The following is an 18,927-nucleotide window of genomic DNA, read 5'->3' on the forward strand; positions in this document are numbered from 1 at the left end:
GGGTTGCCTGTCCGCATCCCGCGCGACCGAAATTTCGCACCTCGGAGTCCGGATGCGGTCCTCAAGTGATCAGGATTTCGTGACCGTCGCCTTGTTGATCACAACGGTCGCGTTGGGTGCCGTGTTGCCCGTCGTGGGGTCCGCGGCCTGGGCACCTGCGGCGGCGATCTTCTTGAGGATCTTCATGCCCGCCTTGGACACCGTGCCGAACGGGGTGTAGTCGGCCGGCAGCGGACTGTCCTGGTAGACGAGGAAGAACTGGCTGCCGCCGCTGTTGCGGCCCTTCTTCGTCTGCGAGTTGTACTGGTTGGCCATCGCGACCGTACCCGCCGGGTACACCTGTCCCTTGAGGCTCTTGTCCTTGAGGTTCTCGTCCGGGATCGTGTAGCCGGGACCGCCGGTGCCGGTGCCCGTCGGGTCGCCGCACTGCAGCACGTAGATCCCCGAGGGGACCAGCCGGTGGCACTTGGTGTGGTCCAAGTATCCCTTGCCGACAAGGAAGTTGAACGAGTTGACGGTGTGCGGCGCCGCCGACGCCTTCAGCGCGATGCCTATGTCACCGCACGTCGTGGCGAGATTCATCGTGTACTTCGCCGACTTGTCGATGGTCATCGCCGGCTCCTTCTTCCAACTCAGCTTCTTCACCGAGCCCTTGGCCGCCTTCTCGCACGGGTCCGGAGCCTTGCTGGTCGCCGCGGCGCTGGGTGTCGTCTCCGAACTCGCGTTGGCCTTGTTGTCGTCCTTGAGGACCCCGGTCGTGTACAGCGCCACGCTGCCGATGATGACCACGCCGAGCGTCGACGCGATCACGGAGTTCCGCATGCGCGCCTTGCGCCGCGCGGACGTGCGCCGCTGCTGCTGCCGCAAGAACTTCTCCCGCGCGAGCTGCCGCTTCCGCTGTTCCTGGGTGACCACGGGGTTTTCTCCTCATGCGTCTCGTACGTCGACTGGGACGCGTGCGTCTGGTGAGCCGACCGCCTGCGTGTGCCCCGTACCGTATATGGGTTCGCTGAGGATTCGGCAGCGCCGGTAGGCTCTGACGGCAGCTGTATCCATTCGTTGACAGCAGCTGCAGCCGCCTGTAATCGACACTACGAAGGACGATCGTGCTCATTGCCGGGTTCCCCGCCGGGGCCTGGGGGACGAACTGTTATCTCGTCGCCCCCGCCGCCGGTGAGGAGTGCGTGATCATCGACCCGGGCCATCAGGCCGCCCAAGGAGTCGAGGAAGCGCTGAAGAAGCATCGGCTCAAGCCCGTCGCCGTCGTCCTCACCCACGGCCACATCGACCACGTGGCCTCGGTCGTCCCGGTGTGCGGCGCGCACGACGTGCCCGCCTGGATCCACCCCGAGGACCGCTACATGATGGCGGACCCCGAGAAGGCGCTCGGCCGCTCCATCGGCATGCCGCTGATGGGCGAGCTGACCGTGGGGGAGCCCGACGACGTCAAGGAGCTGACCGATGGTGTCCGGCTGGAGCTGGCGGGTCTGGAGCTCTCCGTCGCGCATGCGCCCGGCCATACCAAGGGGTCGGTGACGTTCCGGATGCCCGAGACCACGGAGATCCCGTCCGTGTTCTTCTCCGGGGATCTGCTCTTCGCCGGCTCCATCGGACGCACCGACATGCCCGGCGGCGACATGGCCGAGATGCTCGACTCGCTGGCCCGCGTGTGCCTGCCGCTCGAGGACTCGACCGTGGTGCTGTCCGGCCACGGCCCCCAGACGACCATCGGCCAGGAGCGCGCCACCAACCCGTATCTGCGGCAGGTGGCCGCCGGCCTCGGGAGCACGGACGCTCCCCGACGAGGAATGTGACGAGACCTTCCGTGAGCACCTTCAAGGCCCCCAAGGGCACGTACGACCTGATCCCGCCGGACAGCGCCAAGTACCTGGCGGTCCGCGAGGCGATCGCCGCCCCGCTGCGCAACTCCGGCTACGGCTACATCGAGACCCCCGGCTTCGAGAGCGTGGAGCTCTTCGCGCGCGGTGTCGGCGAGTCCACCGACATCGTGACCAAGGAGATGTACGCCTTCGAGACCAAGGGCGGCGACCAGCTGGCCCTGCGCCCCGAGGGCACCGCGTCCGTGCTGCGCGCGGCGCTGGAGGCCAACCTGCACAAGCTGGGCAACCTGCCGGTCAAGCTCTGGTACTCGGGCTCGTACTACCGCTACGAGCGCCCCCAGAAGGGCCGTTACCGCCACTTCTCGCAGGTCGGCGCCGAGGCGATCGGCGCGGAGGACCCGGCCCTCGACGCCGAGCTGATCATCCTGGCCGACCAGGCGTACCGCTCGCTGGGTCTCAGGGACTTCCGGATCCTCCTCAACAGCCTGGGCGACAAGGAGTGCCGTCCGGTCTACCGGGCGGCACTGCAGGACTTCCTGCGCGGCCTGGACCTGGACGAGGACACCCTGCGCCGTGCCGAGATCAACCCCCTGCGCGTCCTGGACGACAAGCGGCAGGACGTCCAGAAGCAGCTGACCGACGCCCCGCTGCTCCGCGACTACCTGTGCGACGCCTGCAAGGCGTACCACGAGGAGGTCCGTGAGCTGATCACGGCGGCGGGCGTGGCCTTCGAGGACGACCCGAGGCTGGTGCGGGGTCTCGACTACTACACGCGCACGACCTTCGAGTTCGTCCACGACGGTCTGGGCTCCCAGTCCGCGGTGGGCGGTGGCGGCCGCTACGACGGTCTGTCCGAGATGATCGGCGGCCCCGCGCTGCCGTCCGTCGGCTGGGCCCTCGGCGTCGACCGTACGGTCCTGGCGCTGGAGGCGGAGGGCGTCGAGCTCGAACTCCCCTCCACGACCAGCGTGTTCGCGGTCCCGCTCGGCGAGGAGGCGCGCCGCGTCCTGTTCGCCAAGGTCACCGAGCTGCGCAAGGTCGGCATCGCAGCGGACTTCTCCTACGGCGCCAAGGGGCTCAAGGGCGCCATGAAGAACGCCAACCGCAGTGGCGCCCGCTACACGATCGTCGCCGGCGAACGCGACCTCGCCGAGGGCGTCGTCCAGCTCAAGGACATGGAGTCCGGCGAGCAGGCGGCGGTCGGGGTGAACGAGATCGTGGCGGAACTGGAGTCCCGGCTCGGCTGAGTCGGACCCCGCTCCTCAAACGCCGGAGAGGCTGATTTTCGATCTTTCAGCCCGTCCGGCGTTTGAGGACGAGGCCGTTCAGGCCGACACGGGGGTCTGGGGGCGAAGCCCCCAGGGGACGGGAAGGGGCGGCGGGGGCGAGGAAACTCAGTCGAGCAACCCGAACCGCATCGCACTGGTCACCGCGGCCGTCCGGTCGTCGACCCCCAACTTGCCGAAGGCCCGCAGCAGATGGGTCTTCACGGTCGACTCGCCGATGAACAGCCGGCGCCCGATCTCCGCGTTCGTGCACCCCTCCGCCACCAGCCGCAACACCGCCGTCTCCCGCTCCGACAGCCGTGGCCGCTCCGGCTTCGTCCGCAGCTGGTCGACCAGCCGGGCCGCCACCGAAGGCGCCAGCACCGTTTCGCCCCGCGCAGCGGCCCGCACCGCCTCCGCCAACTCACTCCGCGGCATGTCCTTGAGCAGATAGCCCGCCGCCCCGGCCTCCACCGCCCGCAGAATGTCCCGGTCCGTCTCGTACGTCGTCAGGACGATCACCCGGCACGGCAGCCCCGCCTCGCCCATCCGCACGATCGAGTCCACGCCCCCGCCGTCCGGCATCCGCAGGTCCATCAGCACGATGTCGGGCCGGAGTTCGGCCGCCAACGCCTCCGCCTGCGGCCCGCTCGCTGCATCGGCGACGACGTCCAGGTCCGGCTCGGCACTGAGCATCGCCCGCAGACCCTCCCGTACGACGGGATGGTCGTCGGCCAGGATGATCCGGATCACGAAAAGCTCCTCGAAGGGGACACGGGAAGGCTGACCGTCACTGTCGTGCCGTCGCCCGGTGTGCTGCGGATCTGTGCTGTGCCGCCGACCTCGGTGGCCCGGGCGTGCAGCCCCGCAAGGCCGTAGCCGTCGTAGGGGGTGCCGGTGTCGAAGCCGCAGCCGTCGTCCCGTACGGACACAGTGAGCGTGTCGGCGGCGTAGTCCAGCTTGATGCCCACCGTCGCCGAACTCCCGGCGTGCTTGCGGGCGTTGGCCAGTGCCTCCTGGCAGGAGCGCAGGGCCACGACCTCGGCGGCGGCGGGCAGCGGGCGTACCGGGCCGATCACGTCCAGCGTCGCCTGGTGGCGGGCGGCGAGGCGGCGCAGGGCGTCGGGGAGGGAGGTGCCGTCAAGGTCGGCGGGGGCGCCGCCGGCGACCAGGGCGCGGGCCTCGGCGAGGTTCTGCCGGGCCGTCTCGTCCATCAGCGCCAGATGGCGGCGGGCCTGCGGGAGGTCGTCGTCGAGCTCGGCCTCGACCGCCTGGATCAGCATCAGCAGGCTGGTGAAGCCCTGCGCGAGGGTGTCGTGGATCTCGCGGGCCATCCGCTCCCGCTCGGCCAGCGCACCGTGCGCGGACGAGAGACGGGAGATCTCGTGCCGGCTGGCGTCCAGTTCGGCGATCAGCTCCGCGCGCTCCTGGCTCTGCTCGATGATCCGGATCACCCAACTGCCCACGGCCACCGAGAAGATGAGGGTGACCACGGCGAACAGCCCGTTGAAGAACACGTCCTGGTCGCTCGGCCACCACAGCAGCGCCCAGCCGACCACAGGGGCCAGGTTGATCACGGCCACCGTCGTGATGGCCCACCGCATGCGCAACGTCATGAAGCACTGGGGGACGAGCGCGAAGGTCATCAGCCGCGTCTCGCCCACCAGGATCGCCGAGGGCAGGAACAGGGCCGTCATCGCCACGAGGTAGCCGAGGGCCTGGCGTTCGGGAGGCGGATCGCCCTTCAGCAGGGGGCGCCCCACCCATACGAACAGGGGGATCAGCGGCACCAGCAGCGCAGCCGCGACCACCCGGACCGGCCACCCCGGGTGTTGCGTGCCGAGCACGAACGCCAGGGTGGCCAGCCAGATGAGGGCGAAGTAGGTGTCCCACAGCCGGAACGAGCGGTCCCAGGTGTAGGCGCCGGTCGCCCCCGCCACGTCCGTCATCCGTCGCGCCGGTTCTTCCACCGGAAGGTCAGCAGACACAGCACCAATCCTCCGACGCACCACGCCCCGAGCACCAGTGCGACCCTCCCGAGCTCCCAACTGCCGGTCTGCTCAAGGACCTGCGCCGAGTCCGGCAGGAACACCCCGCGCAGCCCCTGGCACATCCACTTCAGCGGGAACAGCGCGCCGATGTTCAGCATCCAGTCCGGGATGGTGTCGATCGCGATGTACACGCCCGAGATGAACTGCAGCACCAGGAACGGCAGGACCACCACGGAGCTCGCGCTCTTGCCCGACTTCGGGACCGAACTGATCGCGATGCCGAGCAGCGCACATGCCGTCAGTCCGAGGACGAAGATCCAGGCCAGGTCGAACCAGCGGCTCGCGTCCGAGGGCAGCTCGACGTCGTAGAGAGTCGTGCCGACGAGCAGCAGGATCGCCGTCTCCAGCAGACCGGTGACGAGAACAAGCCAGATCTTGCCGAGGAAGTACGCGGCCGCCGGCATCGGCGTTCCACGCAGCCGGCGCAGCACCTTCTCGTCCCGCTCGATGGCGATGGAGATGCCGAGCGACTGGAAGCTCGTCGACATGATGCCGGCGGCCATCATCGCCGGGACGTACAGCTGCGAGGCGGTGATGCCCGCGCCCTTCACGTCGTCGCTGAAGATCGACGCGAACAGGAACAGGAACACGACCGGGAACGCGAACGTGAAGACCACCTGGTCGCGCTGCCGGAAGAACTGCTTGATCTCCAGGGCGCCCCGCTGAAGTCCCAGCCCCCACGCCCCGGGCAGCCGCTCGGCGGCCGCCTCGGTCCTGGTCCGTACGGCGGTCGTGGTCATCGCGCGTCCTCCTGTCCGGTCAGCCGGAGGTAGACGTCCTCCAGCGTGGGGCGGGTCACCTTCAGGCCCGGGATCTCGCCGTCGAAGCGGTGCATCAGTTCGGCGACCGTCCTGGTCGGTGTGTCCGTGCGCTCGGTGCGCGTGGCTCCGTCCGGCTCGGTCCACTCGACGGTGGCCCCGGTGCCGTACCGCTCCCGCAGGACGGCGGGCTCGCCCTCGGCGACAACCTGCCCCTGGGCGACGACGGCGAGCCGGTCGGCGAGCGCCTCCGCCTCCTCCAGGTAGTGCGTGGTCAGCAGGATGGTCGTGCCCTCGTGGGACAGCAGCCGGATCAGGTCCCAGAACTGGCGCCGGGCGGCCGGGTCGAAGCCGGTGGTCGGCTCGTCCAGGAGCAGCAGCTCGGGGTCGCCGATCACGCCGAGTGCCACGTCGAGACGCCTGCGCTGGCCGCCCGACAGCGCCTTGATCCGACTGCCGGCCTTCGCCTGAAGACCCACCAGTCCGATGACCTCCTCCGGGTCCCGCGGCCGCGGGTAGTAACGGGCGAAATGCCGCACGGTCTCGCGGACCGTCAACTCGGCGGGTGCGGATTCGTCCTGCCAGACGATTCCGACACGTGAGCGCCACGCGCGTGTGCCGCGCGACGGGTCGGAGCCGAGCACCGACACCTCGCCCGCGTCCCGGGTGCGGTTGCCCTGGAGGATCTCCACCGTGGTGCTCTTGCCCGCTCCGTTGGGTCCCAGCAGGCCGAACACCTCGCCCTTGTGGATGCCGAGATCGATGCCGTCCACCGCGGTCACGTCCCCGTACTGCTTGCGCAGCCCCCGTACGTCCACCGCGAGTTCGTTCGCGTGTGTTGTCATGCCGTCGAGCATCGTCCGGAACCGAACGCTCAGGGACGACCGTGCGTACCTCCTTATGTCCACCGAACGGTGGACAGAGGGCCGAGTGCGGCACAATGGCCCCTGCCCGAAGAAGGTCCAACTCTCAAGCAGGCGGAATCGGCGTGATGAGCAAGACCACAGTCAAAGACGTCTCCACCGAGCCCGAGTCCGCTCCGGAGCACGACTCTGCCGGACCGCGGACCGTGGGCGGCAGTCGTGCGTTCGCGCTGCTGCTGGTGATCACGGGCGCGGCCGGTCTGCTTGCCGCGTGGGTCATCACGATCGACAAGTTCAAGCTGCTCGAGGCGAAGGTCGCGGGCAAGACCTTCACCCCCGGCTGCAGTCTCAACCCGGTCGTCTCCTGCGGCAGCGTCATGGAGTCCAAGCAGGCCGCCGCCTTCGGCTTCCCCAACCCGATGCTCGGCCTGGTCTGCTACGGCATCGTGATCTGCGTCGGCATCAGCCTGCTCGCCCGCGCCCGCTTCCCGCGCTGGTACTGGCTCACCTTCAACTTCGGCACGCTCTTCGGTGTCGCCTTCTGCACCTGGCTGCAGTTCCAGTCGCTGTACCGCATCAACGCGCTGTGCCTGTGGTGCTCCCTGGCCTGGGTCGCGACGATCACCATGTTCTGGTACGTGACCTCGTTCAACATCCGCAACGACTTCCTGCCCACCCCGCGCTGGCTGAAGAGCTTCTTCGGCGAGTTCACCTGGGTCGTGCCCGTGCTGCACGTCGGCATCATCGGCATGCTGGTCCTGACCCGCTGGTGGGACTTCTGGACCAGCTGACGGTCCCGGAGGGATTGTCAGTGCGGTGATTTAGGGTTCATGACGTGGAGCCCGACCTGTTCACCGCAGCCGCAGAAGAACGCCAGGAGAAGGATCCGGCAGGAAGCCCCCTGGCCGTGCGGATGCGTCCGCGCACCCTCGACGAGGTCGTGGGCCAGCAGCACCTGCTCAAGCCGGGCTCGCCCCTGCGCCGGCTCGTCGGCGAGGGCGCGGGCGGCCCGGCCGGACCGTCCTCCGTGATCCTCTGGGGCCCGCCCGGCACCGGCAAGACGACACTGGCGTACGTCGTCTCCAAGGCCACCAACAAGCGCTTCGTCGAGCTCTCGGCGATCACCGCGGGCGTCAAGGAGGTCCGCGCGGTCATCGACGGCGCCCGCCGCGCAACCGGTGGGTACGGCAAGGAGACCGTCCTCTTCCTCGACGAGATCCACCGCTTCAGCAAGGCCCAGCAGGACTCCCTCCTCCCGGCCGTCGAGAACCGCTGGGTGACCCTGATCGCGGCGACGACGGAGAACCCGTACTTCTCGGTGATCTCCCCGCTCCTGTCCCGCTCCCTCCTCCTCACCCTCGAACCCCTCACCGACGACGACCTCCGCGGCCTCATCAGGCGTGCCCTCACCGACGAGCGCGGCCTCAAGGAGGCCGTCACCCTCCCCGAGGACACCGAGAACCACCTCCTGCGCATCGCCGGCGGCGACGCCCGCCGTGCTCTGACCGCTCTGGAGGCGGCAGCCGGGGCCGCCCTCGACAAGGGCGAGACCGAGGTCCTGCTGACGACCCTGGAGGAGACGGTCGACCGGGCCGCGGTGAAGTACGACCGCGACGGCGACCAGCACTACGACGTCGCCAGCGCCCTCATCAAGTCCATCCGCGGCTCCGACGTCGACGCCGCCCTGCACTACCTGGCCCGCATGATCGAGGCCGGCGAGGACCCCCGCTTCATCGCCCGCCGTCTGATGATCTCGGCGAGCGAGGACATCGGCCTGGCCGATCCGAACGCCCTGCCCACAGCCGTGGCCGCCGCCCAGGCCGTCGCCATGATCGGCTTCCCCGAGGCCGCCCTCACCCTCAGCCACGCCACCATCGCCCTCGCCCTGGCCCCGAAGTCGAACGCCGCGACGACGGCGATCGGCGCCGCCCTGGACGACGTACGAAAGGGGCTGGCCGGACCCGTACCGCCGCATCTGCGCGACGGGCACTACAAGGGCGCCGCCAAGCTCGGTCACGCGCAGGGGTACGTGTATCCGCACGACCTGCCCGAGGGCATCGCCCCCCAGCAGTACGCCCCGGACGCGATCCAGGACCGCGAGTACTACACCCCCACCCGGCACGGCGCCGAGGCGAGGTACGCGGACGCGGTCGAATGGACCAGGAAGCACCTCGGTCGAAAGCGGTCCTGAGCACCCTGTAGACTCGCCGGAGCGCTGCGTCCTGTGCAGTCAGATCAGGACAGTCAGCCGGAGTCCCGGTCCTCGGACCGGCTCCAGGAGCGTCGCGCACCGTTCGCACGGTGTCGCGGGCAGCCCACCACCACTCGGATTCCCGGGACCGGTCGGTGGGCCACTCGCGTGCTGCACGTATGTGCCCAGACCAGGGGAGCGGCTGCCCGACAGGTCCCATGCGGACCCGGCGGGTTTCCCCGGCTGCGGATGCGACCTCCCTCAACCCTGACAAGCCGAAAACCAGAAACGGAAACAGACAGTGGCGAATCAGTCCCGCCCCAAGGTCAAGAAGTCGCGTGCCCTCGGCATCGCGCTGACCCCGAAGGCCGTCAAGTACTTCGAGGCCCGCCCCTACCCGCCGGGTGAGCACGGCCGTGGCCGCAAGCAGAACTCGGACTACAAGGTCCGTCTGCTCGAGAAGCAGCGTCTGCGCGCGCAGTACGACGTGTCCGAGCGCCAGCTCGTCCGCGCCTACGAGCGTGCCTCCAAGGTCCAGGGCAAGACCGGTGAGGCCCTGATCATCGAGCTCGAGCGCCGTCTCGACGCCCTGGTCCTGCGTTCGGGCATCGCCCGCACCATCTACCAGGCCCGTCAGATGGTCGTGCACGGCCACATCGAGGTCAACGGCCAGAAGGTCGACAAGCCGTCCTTCCGCGTCAAGCCCGACGACGTCGTGATGGTCCGTGAGCGCAGCCGCGAGAAGACCCTCTTCTCCATCGCCCGCGAGGGTGGCTTCGCCCCCGACGGCGAGACCCCGCGCTACCTCCAGGTGAACCTCCGCGCCCTGGCCTTCCGCCTGGACCGTGAGCCGAACCGCAAGGAGATCCCGGTGATCTGCGACGAGCAGCTCGTCGTCGAGTACTACGCCCGCTGATCACCAGCAGGCGGTAGCACCACCTCAGCCCGCCGTCGCCCCGCCCTTACGGGTGCGGGAGGCGGCGGGTTCGTGCATGTTCACGCTCGCCGTCGCATGCCGAACCGGCCCCCGCGGCGACGGCACGGCGCCCAGCGGCCGCTCCAGAGCCCTGGACACGGCTGCCTCCCGGACCAGCCGTGCCCCTTCCTCCACGCACTCCGCGTACCGCTCGTCGCCCAGCCGCTCCCGGGCCATCGCCTCGCACAGCTCGTGCGGGGCGTTGTAGTAGGCCGAGCCGAACAGCGGCAGGCCCACCGACGGCCACATCCGGGCCGCCGCGCCCTGCAGCACCGCCGCCTCCGCCGCGTCGCCCTGCACCGCCGTGACCAGGGCCAGCAGCTCCACCGCCAGCACCGAGCCGAGCAGGTCGTGGAAGGCGTGGGCGCCGGTGAGGCAGTCCGTCAGCAGGGCGCGGGCCGCCGCCGGGTCGCCCTCGGCCCAGGCCGCGTACGCCAGGACGTACAGCGCGTAGGTGCGGGTCCATCGCTCGCCGTGGTCCTCGCACACCCGCCGCACGTCCTCGCACAACCGCACCGCGTCCGGCAGATCGCCCTGGAACGCGCGCGCCATCGCCAGCTCGACCTGGCCCATCAGCACGTTGCTGTTGAGCTCACCGATCTCGTGGTAGCGGTCCAGCGCCGAGCGCAGCAGTGTTTCCGCACGCGCCATGTCGTCCGTGACCAGGGCCAGACATCCGGTGCGGTGCTCCGCGTACGCGACCGCCGTCGGGTCGCCGGAGCGTTCGGCCTCCTCGCGGCACTCGTGCAGCGCCGCCAGCGCGGACACCGTGTCGCCCTGCAGGATCGCCACGTAGCCGAGCACCCACAGCGCCTTCAGCCGGGACCGCTCGTGGCCGGAGTCCACCTGCACGACCTGCTCCAGCCAGCGCCGCCCCTCCGACAGCCGCCCGCAGCCCACCCAGTAGAACCACAGCGAGCCCGCGAGGTACTGGCCCAGATGTGCGTCGTCCGGCTCGCCGAGGCAGTGCTCCAGTGCGGAGCGCAGATTCGGCAGCTCCGCCTCCACACGCGCGGCCACCTCGTCCTGGCGCGGCGAGAACCAGTCCAGCTCGCACCAGGTCGCAAGCCCCAGGTACCAGTCGCGGTGCCGCCGCCGCAGCCGGGCCGCGTCCTCCGTCGCCTCCAGCCAGTCGGCGCCGTACGCCCGGACCGTGTCCAGCATCCGGTAGCGCACGCCCGCCGGCGTCTCCTCGCGCGCGATCACCGACTGCGCGAGCAGCTCGGTGAGCACGTCGAGGACGTCGTCGGCCTCCAGACCGTGTCCGCTGCACACGTACTCGACGGCCTCCAGCTCGAACTGCCCGGCGAACACGGACAGCCGCGACCACAGCAACCGCTGCTGGGGCGTGCACAGTTCGTGGCTCCAGCCGATCGCCGTGCGCAGGGTCCGATGGCGGGGCAGCGCGTCCCGCCCGCCGCCGGTCAGCAGCCGGAACCGGTCGTCCAGCCGCTCCAGCAGCTGCCCCGGGGACAGGACCCGCAGCCGTCCCGCGGCCAGCTCGATCGCGAGCGGGATCCCGTCCAGGCGCCGGCACACCTCCCGTACGTCCGGGCCGTCCTGCACCGCCGGCCCCTGCTCCACCGCCCGGTTCAGCAACAGCTCGGCCGCCTCGTCCTCGTCCAGCGGCGCCAGCGGGAACACCCGCTCGCCCGCCACGGCCAGCGGCCTGCGCCCCACCGCCAGCACCCCGAGCCCGGGCACGGCATGCAGCAACTCACTCACCAGCTCGGCACACGCACCGACCAGATGCTCGAACCCGTCCAGAACCAGCAGGAGTTGACGCTCGGCGAGATGCGCGAGCAGCGTCTCCCGCGGCAGCCGCGTCGTGTGATCCGTCAGACCGAGAGCTTCTACGACGGCGTAGTCCACGAACTCCGGATCGCGCACCGGGGCCAGCTCCACCCGCCACACCCCGTCCCGTGGCGCGCACCGCGCGGCCGCCCGCGCCGCGAGCCGTGACTTGCCGACCCCGCCCGCTCCCGTCACCGTCACCAGACGCGAGGAGCCGAGCACCCGCGCCAGCCCGGCGAGTTCGGCCGAGCGCCCCACGAACGCGTTGAGCTCCAGGGGGAGATTGCCGTCCACGGAACTGCCGCCGCGCTGATGATCCCGCATAGAACACGGAGCGTACTGAACCGTATTCAGTCCGTACAATCGCTTCGCGCAACTCGGCCGCGTGCGGAGGGTAATCCGGTGCGGAGCCCCATCCTCGGCGCGATAGGCTCGCCGCACGACTTTTTCGATGTTCAGGCACGTATACGGGAGCGGGTGCACGCGGTGTCCGGTGGAGAGGTGGCCGGGATCCTGGTGGCCGTCTTCTGGGCGATCCTGGTCTCCTTCCTCGCCGTCGCGCTGGCGAGGGTGGCCCAGACGCTCAAGGCGACCACCAAGCTGGTGGCGGACGTGACCGACCAGGCCGTCCCGCTGCTCGCCGACGCGTCGGCGGCCGTGCGCTCCGCGCAGACGCAGATCGACCGGGTCGACGCGATCGCGACGGACGTCCAGGAGGTCACGTCGAACGCGTCGGCGCTCTCCACGACCGTCGCCTCCACCTTCGGCGGCCCCCTGGTCAAGGTCGCGGCCTTCGGCTACGGCGTGCGCCGGGCCCTGGGCGTCCGCAAGGACGACGTGCCCGCCAAGACGTCCAGGCGTACCGTGATCGTGGGCCGGACGGTCCCGGCCGCGCGCCGGGAGAAGCGGAACGCCCGCGGAAAGAAGGACTGACCGAGCGATGTTCCGCCGTACCTTCTGGTTCACCACGGGCGTCGCCGCCGGTGTGTGGGCCACCACCAAGGTGAACCGCAAGCTGAAGCAGCTGACCCCCGAGAACCTCGCCGCGGCCGCGGCCAACAAGGCTCTCGACGCCGGTCACCGGCTCAAGGACCGAGCGGTCGGCTTCGCGCTCGACGTCCGCGACAACATGGCCCAGCGGGAGGAGGAACTGGGCGACGCGCTCGGGCTGAACGCCCCCGTCGACCCCGAACTCCCCGCACCCCGGCGCTACGCCGCCATCGAGAACCGCAACAACCCGAAGTACGTCGAGGGCTCGACGTACCAGACGCACCCGTACAACCGGAATGAGGACCACTGATGGAGTCGGCCGAGATTCGCCGCCGCTGGCTGAGCTTCTTCGAGGAGCGCGGGCACACCGTCGTCCCTTCGGCGTCGCTCATCGCGGACGACCCGACTCTGCTCCTGGTCCCCGCCGGCATGGTGCCCTTCAAGCCCTACTTCCTCGGTGAGGTCAAGCCGCCCTTCCCGCGCGCCACCAGCGTGCAGAAGTGCGTGCGCACGCCCGACATCGAAGAGGTCGGCAAGACCACGCGGCACGGCACGTTCTTCCAGATGTGCGGCAACTTCTCCTTCGGCGACTACTTCAAGGAAGGCGCCATCAAGTACGCCTGGGAGCTGCTCACCAGCCCCCAGGACAAGGGTGGTTACGGCCTCGAGCCGGAGAAGCTCTGGATCACCGTCTACAAGGACGACGACGAGGCCGAGCGCATCTGGCACGACGTCGTCGGTGTGCCGAAGGAGCGCATCCAGCGCCTCGGCATGAAGGACAACTACTGGTCCATGGGCGTCCCCGGCCCCTGCGGCCCCTGTTCCGAGATCAACTACGACCGTGGCCCCGAGTTCGGCGTCGAGGGCGGCCCCGCCGTCAACGACGAGCGGTACGTGGAGATCTGGAACCTCGTCTTCATGCAGTACGAGCGCGGCGAGGGCATCGGCAAGGACAACTTCGAGATCCTCGGCGACCTCCCGAGCCAGAACATCGACACCGGCCTCGGCCTCGAGCGACTCGCCATGATTCTGCAGGGCGTGCAGAACATGTACGAGATCGACACCTCCATGGCCGTCATCAAGAAGGCCACCGAGCTGACCGGTGTCGAGTACGGCGACGCCCACGGCTCGGACGTCTCCCTGCGCGTGGTCACCGACCACATGCGTACGTCCGTGATGCTCATCGGCGACGGCGTCACCCCCGGCAACGAGGGCCGCGGCTACGTCCTGCGCCGCATCATGCGCCGCGCCATCCGCAACATGCGCCTGCTCGGCGCCACCGGCCCGGTCGTCAAGGACCTCATCGACACCGTCATCGGGATGATGGGCCAGCAGTACCCCGAGCTCGTCACCGACCGCGAGCGCATCGAGAAGGTCGCGCTCGCCGAGGAGAACGCCTTCCTCAAGACGCTGAAGGCCGGCACCAACATCCTCGACACCGCCGTGAACGAGACCAAGGCTTCCGGCTCCGCGGTCCTGCCCGGCGACAAGGCGTTCCTGCTCCACGACACCTGGGGCTTCCCGATCGACCTCACCCTGGAGATGGCCGCCGAGCAGGGCCTTTCCGTGGACGAGGACGGTTTCCGCCGCCTGATGAAGGAGCAGCGGGAGCGCGCCAAGGCCGACGCCCAGGCCAAGAAGACCGGCCACGCCGGTACGGGCGCCTACCGCGAGATCGCCGACAAGGCCGGCGCGACCGACTTCACCGGCTACACGGACACCGAGACCGAGTCCACGATCGTCGGCATCCTCGTCGACGGCGCCTCCTCCCCGGCCGCGACCGAGGGCGACGAGGTCGAGATCGTCCTCGACCGCACCCCCTTCTACGCCGAGGGCGGCGGCCAGATCGGCGACACCGGCCGGATCAAGGTGGGCTCCGGCGCCGTCGTCGAGATCCGTGACTGCCAGAAGCCGGTCCCGGGCGTCTACGTCCACAAGGGCGTCGTCCAGGTCGGCGAGGTGACCGTCGGCGACCTGGTCCACGCCACGATCGACTCCCGCCGGCGCACGGCCATCGCCCGTGCCCACTCGGCCACGCACCTCACCCACCAGGCGCTGCGTGATGCCCTCGGCCCGACGGCCGCCCAGGCCGGCTCCGAGAACCAGCCCGGCCGCTTCCGCTTCGACTTCGGTTCCCCGTCCGCCGTACCCACGGCCGTGATGACCGACGTCGAGCAGAAGATCAACGAGGTGCTGGCCCGCGACCTCGACGTCCGTGCCGACGTCATGGGCATCGACGAGGCCAAGAAGCAGGGCGCCATCGCCGAGTTCGGCGAGAAGTACGGCGACCGGGTCCGCGTCGTGACCATCGGCGACTTCTCCAAGGAGCTGTGCGGCGGCACGCACGTCCACAACACCTCCCAGCTCGGCCTGGTCAAGCTGCTCGGCGAGTCGTCGATCGGCTCGGGTGTCCGCCGTATCGAAGCCCTCGTCGGTGTGGACGCCTACAACTTCCTCGCCCGCGAGCACACGGTGGTCAACCAGCTGACCGAGCTGCTCAAGGGCCGCTCGGAGGAGCTGCCGGAGAAGGTCTCCTCGATGCTCGGCAAGCTGAAGGACGCCGAGAAGGAGATCGAGAAGTTCCGCGCCGAGAAGGTGCTCCAGGCCGCCGCCGGTCTCGTCGAGTCCGCCAAGGACATCAGCGGCGTGGCCGTCGTCACCGGCCAGGTCCCGGACGGTACGACCCCCGACGACCTGCGCAAGCTGGTCCTCGACGTGCGCGGCCGTATCCAGGGCGGACGGGCCGCAGTGGTCGCCCTGTTCACGGTCAACAACGGCAAGCCGCTGACGGTCATCGCCACCAACGACGCTGCCCGCGAGCGCGGTCTCAAGGCCGGCGACCTGGTCCGCACGGCCGCCAAGACCCTCGGCGGCGGCGGTGGCGGCAAGCCGGACGTCGCGCAGGGCGGCGGCCAGAACGCGGCCGCGGTCGGCGATGCCGTCGACGCCGTCGAGCGGCTGGTCGCGGACACCGCGAAGTGACGATGCGCAGAGGCCGTCGACTCGCGATCGACGTCGGGGACGCCCGCATCGGGGTCGCCTCGTGCGACCCCGACGGGATCCTCGCCACCCCGGTGGAGACGGTCCCCGGCCGGGACATCCCCGCGGCTCACCGGCGGTTGAAGCAACTCGTCGAGGAGTACGAGCCGATCGAGGTCGTCGTCGGTCTCCCTCGCTCCCTCAAGGGGGGCGAGGGCCCCGCCGCGGTAAAGGTTCGCGGCTTCGCGCAGGAGCTCGCGAAGGGCATCGCCCCCGTCCCGGTCCGGCTCGTCGACGAGCGGATGACCACGGTGACGGCCAGTCAAGGACTGCGCGCCTCGGGCGTGAAGGCGAAGAAGGGCCGCTCGGTCATCGACCAGGCAGCGGCTGTCATCATCCTCCAGCAGGCCCTCGAATCCGAACGGGTGTCAGGTAAAGCACCCGGCGAGGGCGTCGAAGTGGTCATCTGATCGCGATACGGTAACGTTCCGCGCGATGCGGCGGTGTTCGAACAGCCACCGCACAAAGAGAGGCGGATCGGATATCCGGCCACGAGCCGCGTGACCGCCGCCTCGCGGCTCTAGGGGATCGATGACTGAGTATGGCCGGAGCCCAGGCTCCGAACCGTGGCATCCGGAGGACCCGTTGTACGGGGACGACGGATGGGGAGGGCAGCAGGCCCCGGTGGGCCGGCAGTCCCCCTACGGCGGCCAGCCGCAGCACTATCCGGAGCAGCCGCAACAGCCCCAGCAGCCGCACTACGGCGACTGGAGCGACGGCGGGCAGACCGCATACGGTCAGGCGCAGCAGCAGCACTACCCCCAGTACGACCAGCAGTACATGCAGCAGTACGGCAACCAGGGACCGCAGAACTACGCAGGTCAGGGGCAACAGCCGTACGACAACGGCGGTCAGGGACAGCAGCAGTACGACGGGCAGCAACAGTACGACGGGCAACAGCAGCAGTACGACAACGGTGGCTGGGCCACCGGCTCGCACGCGCAGGCCCAGTACCCGGACCCCTCGGATCCGTACGGGCAGCAGTCCGCCTCCTACGGCAGCGAGCAGCCCGACTACTACAGTGCGCCCGACGCCTACCCGCCGCCCGAGCCGCCCACCCGCAGGCGCGCGGAGCCGGAGCCGCAGACCGACTGGGACCCCGGACCCGACCAGGGTGAACACGCCTTCTTCGCAGGCGGGAACGAAGACGAGGACGAGGACGACGACGACGACCCCCGCGCCGCCCGCAAGGGCCGTGGTGGGAAGAAACCGAAGAAGCGCCGCAGCGGGTGCGCCTGCCTCGTACTGGTGGTGCTCTTCGCCGGAGGCGTCGGCGGAGTCGGCTATTTCGGCTGGCAGTTCTACCAGGATCGGTTCGGCCCTTCGCCCGACTACGCGGGCGAGGGGAACGGCCAGCAGGTCACCGTCGTCATCCCCCAGGGGGCCGGCGGCTATGTGATCGGTCAGAAGCTGAAGGACGCCGGGGTCGTCGAGAGCGTCGACGCGTTCGTCTCCGCACAGCAGGCGAATCCCGACGGCAAGAAGATCCAGGACGGCGTCTACACGCTGCAGAAGCAGATGTCGGCCGCGAGCGCGGTCGAGTTGATGCTGAGCAACAAGAGCCGCAGCAACCTGATCATCGCCGAGGGGTCACGCAACACGGCGATCTACAAGCTGATCGACACGCGTCTCGGCGTCGCGGACGGCACCACGGCGAAGATCGCGAAGAAGGACTACAAGAAACTCGGCCTGCCCGACTGGGCGCTGGACCACCCGAATCTGAAGGATCCGCTGGAAGGATTCCTCTACCCCTCCAGCTACGCGGCCGCGAAGGGTCAGAAACCCGAGGCCGTTCTGAAGGACATGGTCTCCCGGGCCAACGACAAGTACGAGGAACTCGGTCTCGAGAAGAAGGCGAAGAGCCTCGGACTCGACGGTCCCTGGCAGCTGCTCACCGTGGCGAGCCTGGTGCAGGCCGAGGGCACGAGCCACGACGACTTCCGCAAGATGGCCGAGGTGGTCTACAACCGCCTCAAGCCCGGGAACCCCGAGACCTACGGCTCGCTCGAGTTCGACTCCACGTACAACTACGTGAAGAACCAGAGCAAGATCGACCTGAGCATCGCCGAGCTGCGGAAGTACAACAACCCGTACAACACGTACTACATCAAGGGGCTGCCCCCCGGTCCCATCGACAACCCGGGTGAGGAGGCGCTCAAGGGCGCGCTCGCCCCGACGCACGACGGCTGGTACTACTTCATCTCGCTGGACGGCAAGACCAGCAAGTTCACGAAGACACTCGCCGAGCACAACAGGCTGGTCGACGAGTTCAACGCGTCGAGGAACAAGGACTGATGACCACGACCCGCAGGGCGGCCGTGCTGGGCTCGCCCATCGCCCACTCCCTGTCCCCGCAACTGCACAACGCGGGGTACCGGGCCCTCGGCCTGGAGGGCTGGTCGTACGACAGGTTCGAGATCGACGAGGCCGCGCTGCCCGGGTTCCTCGCACAGCTCGGTCCCGAGTGGGCGGGGCTCTCCCTCACCATGCCGCTGAAGCGCGCGGTGATCCCGCTGCTCGACGAGATCACCGACACGGCGGCCTCGGTGGAGGCCGTGAACACCGTGGTCCTCCGGCCCGACGGGCGACGCGTCGGCGACAACACCGACATCCCAGGCCTGGTGGCCGCGCTGCACGAACGCGGCGTGGAGAAGACCGAGTCGGCGGCGATCCTGGGCGCCGGGGCCACCGCCTCGTCTGCCCTCGCGGCGCTTGCCCGGATCTGCACCGGCGAGGTCACCGTGTATGTGCGCAGCGAGCGGCGCGCGGACGAGATGCGGCAGTGGGGCGAGCGGCTCGGCGTCCAGGTCCGCCCGGCCGACTGGGCCGACGCCGTACGCGCCTTCGAGGCACCCTTGGTGATCTCCACGACGCCCGCCGGGGGCACCGACGCGCTGGCCGAGCAGCTGCCCGCGCACGTCGGCACGCTCTTCGACGTGCTCTACGAGCCGTGGCCCACGCCCCTCGCCGCGGCCTGGGAGGCCCGGGGCGGGCAGGTGCTCAGCGGCCTCGACCTGCTCGTGCACCAGGCGGTCTTCCAGTTCCGCCAGTTCACCGGCGACCCGCGCTCCCCCCTGACCGCGATGCGCGAGGCCGCCGTACGGCGGGGCTGATCGGTCCGCGCCGGCCTGTCCGTCTGCCGGACTCGGATCGGAGCCG

Annotated in this window: 17 protein-coding genes; 11 read left to right on the forward strand and 6 right to left on the reverse strand. The window is 69.7% G+C overall.

Annotated elements, in window-relative coordinates:
• Window positions 1-69: 69 nt before the first annotated feature.
• Window positions 70-915 carry a peptidylprolyl isomerase gene (locus OG303_RS40430; RefSeq protein ID WP_405874874.1) on the reverse strand — a complete coding sequence of 282 codons (846 nt, stop codon included), beginning with the start codon at window positions 913-915 and terminating at the stop codon, window positions 70-72.
• A gap of 191 nt (window positions 916-1,106) precedes the next feature.
• Here OG303_RS40430 and OG303_RS40435 point away from each other — a divergent pair, with 191 nt between their 5' ends.
• Complete coding sequence (locus OG303_RS40435) at window positions 1,107-1,814, forward strand: MBL fold metallo-hydrolase (RefSeq protein ID WP_405874875.1); 708 nt, start codon at window positions 1,107-1,109, stop codon at window positions 1,812-1,814.
• Window positions 1,815-1,825: 11 nt separating this feature from the next.
• Window positions 1,826-3,088, forward strand: coding sequence for a histidine--tRNA ligase (gene hisS, locus OG303_RS40440; protein WP_405874876.1), 1,263 nt, complete (start codon window positions 1,826-1,828; stop codon window positions 3,086-3,088).
• A 147-nt stretch (window positions 3,089-3,235) separates the two neighbouring features.
• On the opposite strand, the gene OG303_RS40445 is transcribed toward hisS, so the two are convergent.
• Genes OG303_RS40445 through OG303_RS40460 form a run of 4 tightly spaced genes read right to left on the reverse strand, consistent with a single transcriptional unit; the run spans window position 3,236 to window position 6,760 of the window.
• Entirely contained in the window at window positions 3,236-3,859 is a 624-nt protein-coding gene (locus OG303_RS40445; RefSeq protein WP_405874877.1) for a response regulator, read from the reverse strand.
• Window positions 3,856-5,055: a sensor histidine kinase gene (locus tag OG303_RS40450; RefSeq protein ID WP_405874878.1), complete on the reverse strand. Its 1,200-nt coding sequence runs from the start codon at window positions 5,053-5,055 to the stop codon at window positions 3,856-3,858. The genes OG303_RS40445 and OG303_RS40450 overlap by 4 nt, the downstream gene beginning before the upstream one ends.
• Complete coding sequence (locus OG303_RS40455) at window positions 5,052-5,897, reverse strand: ABC transporter permease (RefSeq protein ID WP_405874879.1); 846 nt, start codon at window positions 5,895-5,897, stop codon at window positions 5,052-5,054. The genes OG303_RS40450 and OG303_RS40455 overlap by 4 nt, the downstream gene beginning before the upstream one ends.
• Window positions 5,894-6,760, reverse strand: a complete 867-nt coding sequence (locus OG303_RS40460; RefSeq protein WP_405874880.1) for an ABC transporter ATP-binding protein — start codon at window positions 6,758-6,760, stop codon at window positions 5,894-5,896. Before OG303_RS40460 ends, OG303_RS40455 begins: the two co-directional genes overlap by 4 nt.
• A gap of 146 nt (window positions 6,761-6,906) precedes the next feature.
• On the opposite strand from OG303_RS40460, the gene OG303_RS40465 reads away from it, so the two are divergent.
• The 3 genes from OG303_RS40465 to rpsD all read left to right on the forward strand — a co-directional run bounded on the left by OG303_RS40465 (window position 6,907) and on the right by rpsD (window position 9,885).
• A complete protein-coding gene (locus OG303_RS40465) occupies window positions 6,907-7,569 on the forward strand; it encodes a vitamin K epoxide reductase family protein (protein ID WP_405874881.1) in 663 nt (220 codons plus the stop codon).
• A 44-nt stretch (window positions 7,570-7,613) separates the two neighbouring features.
• Entirely contained in the window at window positions 7,614-8,969 is a 1,356-nt protein-coding gene (locus OG303_RS40470) for a replication-associated recombination protein A (RefSeq protein ID WP_405874882.1), read from the forward strand.
• Between the two features lie 301 nt (window positions 8,970-9,270).
• A complete protein-coding gene (rpsD, locus tag OG303_RS40475; RefSeq protein ID WP_095754424.1) occupies window positions 9,271-9,885 on the forward strand; it encodes a 30S ribosomal protein S4 in 615 nt (204 codons plus the stop codon).
• Between the two features lie 24 nt (window positions 9,886-9,909).
• On the opposite strand, the gene OG303_RS40480 is transcribed toward rpsD, so the two are convergent.
• A complete protein-coding gene (locus OG303_RS40480) occupies window positions 9,910-12,063 on the reverse strand; it encodes an ATP-binding protein (protein ID WP_405874883.1) in 2,154 nt (717 codons plus the stop codon).
• Between the two features lie 153 nt (window positions 12,064-12,216).
• Between OG303_RS40480 and OG303_RS40485 the strand changes: the two genes are divergently transcribed.
• The 6 genes from OG303_RS40485 (at window position 12,217) to OG303_RS40510 (ending at window position 18,881) form a co-directional block, all read left to right on the forward strand.
• Complete coding sequence (locus tag OG303_RS40485) at window positions 12,217-12,672, forward strand: DUF948 domain-containing protein (protein WP_405877708.1); 456 nt, start codon at window positions 12,217-12,219, stop codon at window positions 12,670-12,672.
• 7 nt (window positions 12,673-12,679) lie between these two features.
• Window positions 12,680-13,039 carry a hypothetical protein gene (locus OG303_RS40490; protein ID WP_405874884.1) on the forward strand — a complete coding sequence of 120 codons (360 nt, stop codon included), beginning with the start codon at window positions 12,680-12,682 and terminating at the stop codon, window positions 13,037-13,039.
• Window positions 13,039-15,711 (forward strand): alanine--tRNA ligase, encoded by a 2,673-nt coding sequence (alaS, locus tag OG303_RS40495; protein ID WP_405874885.1) that lies wholly within the window; start codon window positions 13,039-13,041, stop codon window positions 15,709-15,711. Before OG303_RS40490 ends, alaS begins: the two co-directional genes overlap by 1 nt.
• A 2-nt stretch (window positions 15,712-15,713) precedes the next feature.
• Window positions 15,714-16,178 (forward strand): Holliday junction resolvase RuvX, encoded by a 465-nt coding sequence (gene ruvX, locus OG303_RS40500; RefSeq protein ID WP_405877710.1) that lies wholly within the window; start codon window positions 15,714-15,716, stop codon window positions 16,176-16,178.
• Window positions 16,179-16,299: 121 nt separating this feature from the next.
• Entirely contained in the window at window positions 16,300-18,063 is a 1,764-nt protein-coding gene (gene mltG / locus OG303_RS40505; protein ID WP_405874886.1) for an endolytic transglycosylase MltG, read from the forward strand.
• Window positions 18,063-18,881, forward strand: a complete 819-nt coding sequence (locus tag OG303_RS40510; RefSeq protein WP_405874887.1) for a shikimate dehydrogenase — start codon at window positions 18,063-18,065, stop codon at window positions 18,879-18,881. Before mltG ends, OG303_RS40510 begins: the two co-directional genes overlap by 1 nt.
• Window positions 18,882-18,927 lie beyond the last annotated feature (46 nt).

It is taken from the genome of Streptomyces sp. NBC_00005, from assembly GCF_045160215.1.
Taxonomy (GTDB): Bacteria; Actinomycetota; Actinomycetes; order Streptomycetales; family Streptomycetaceae; genus Streptomyces.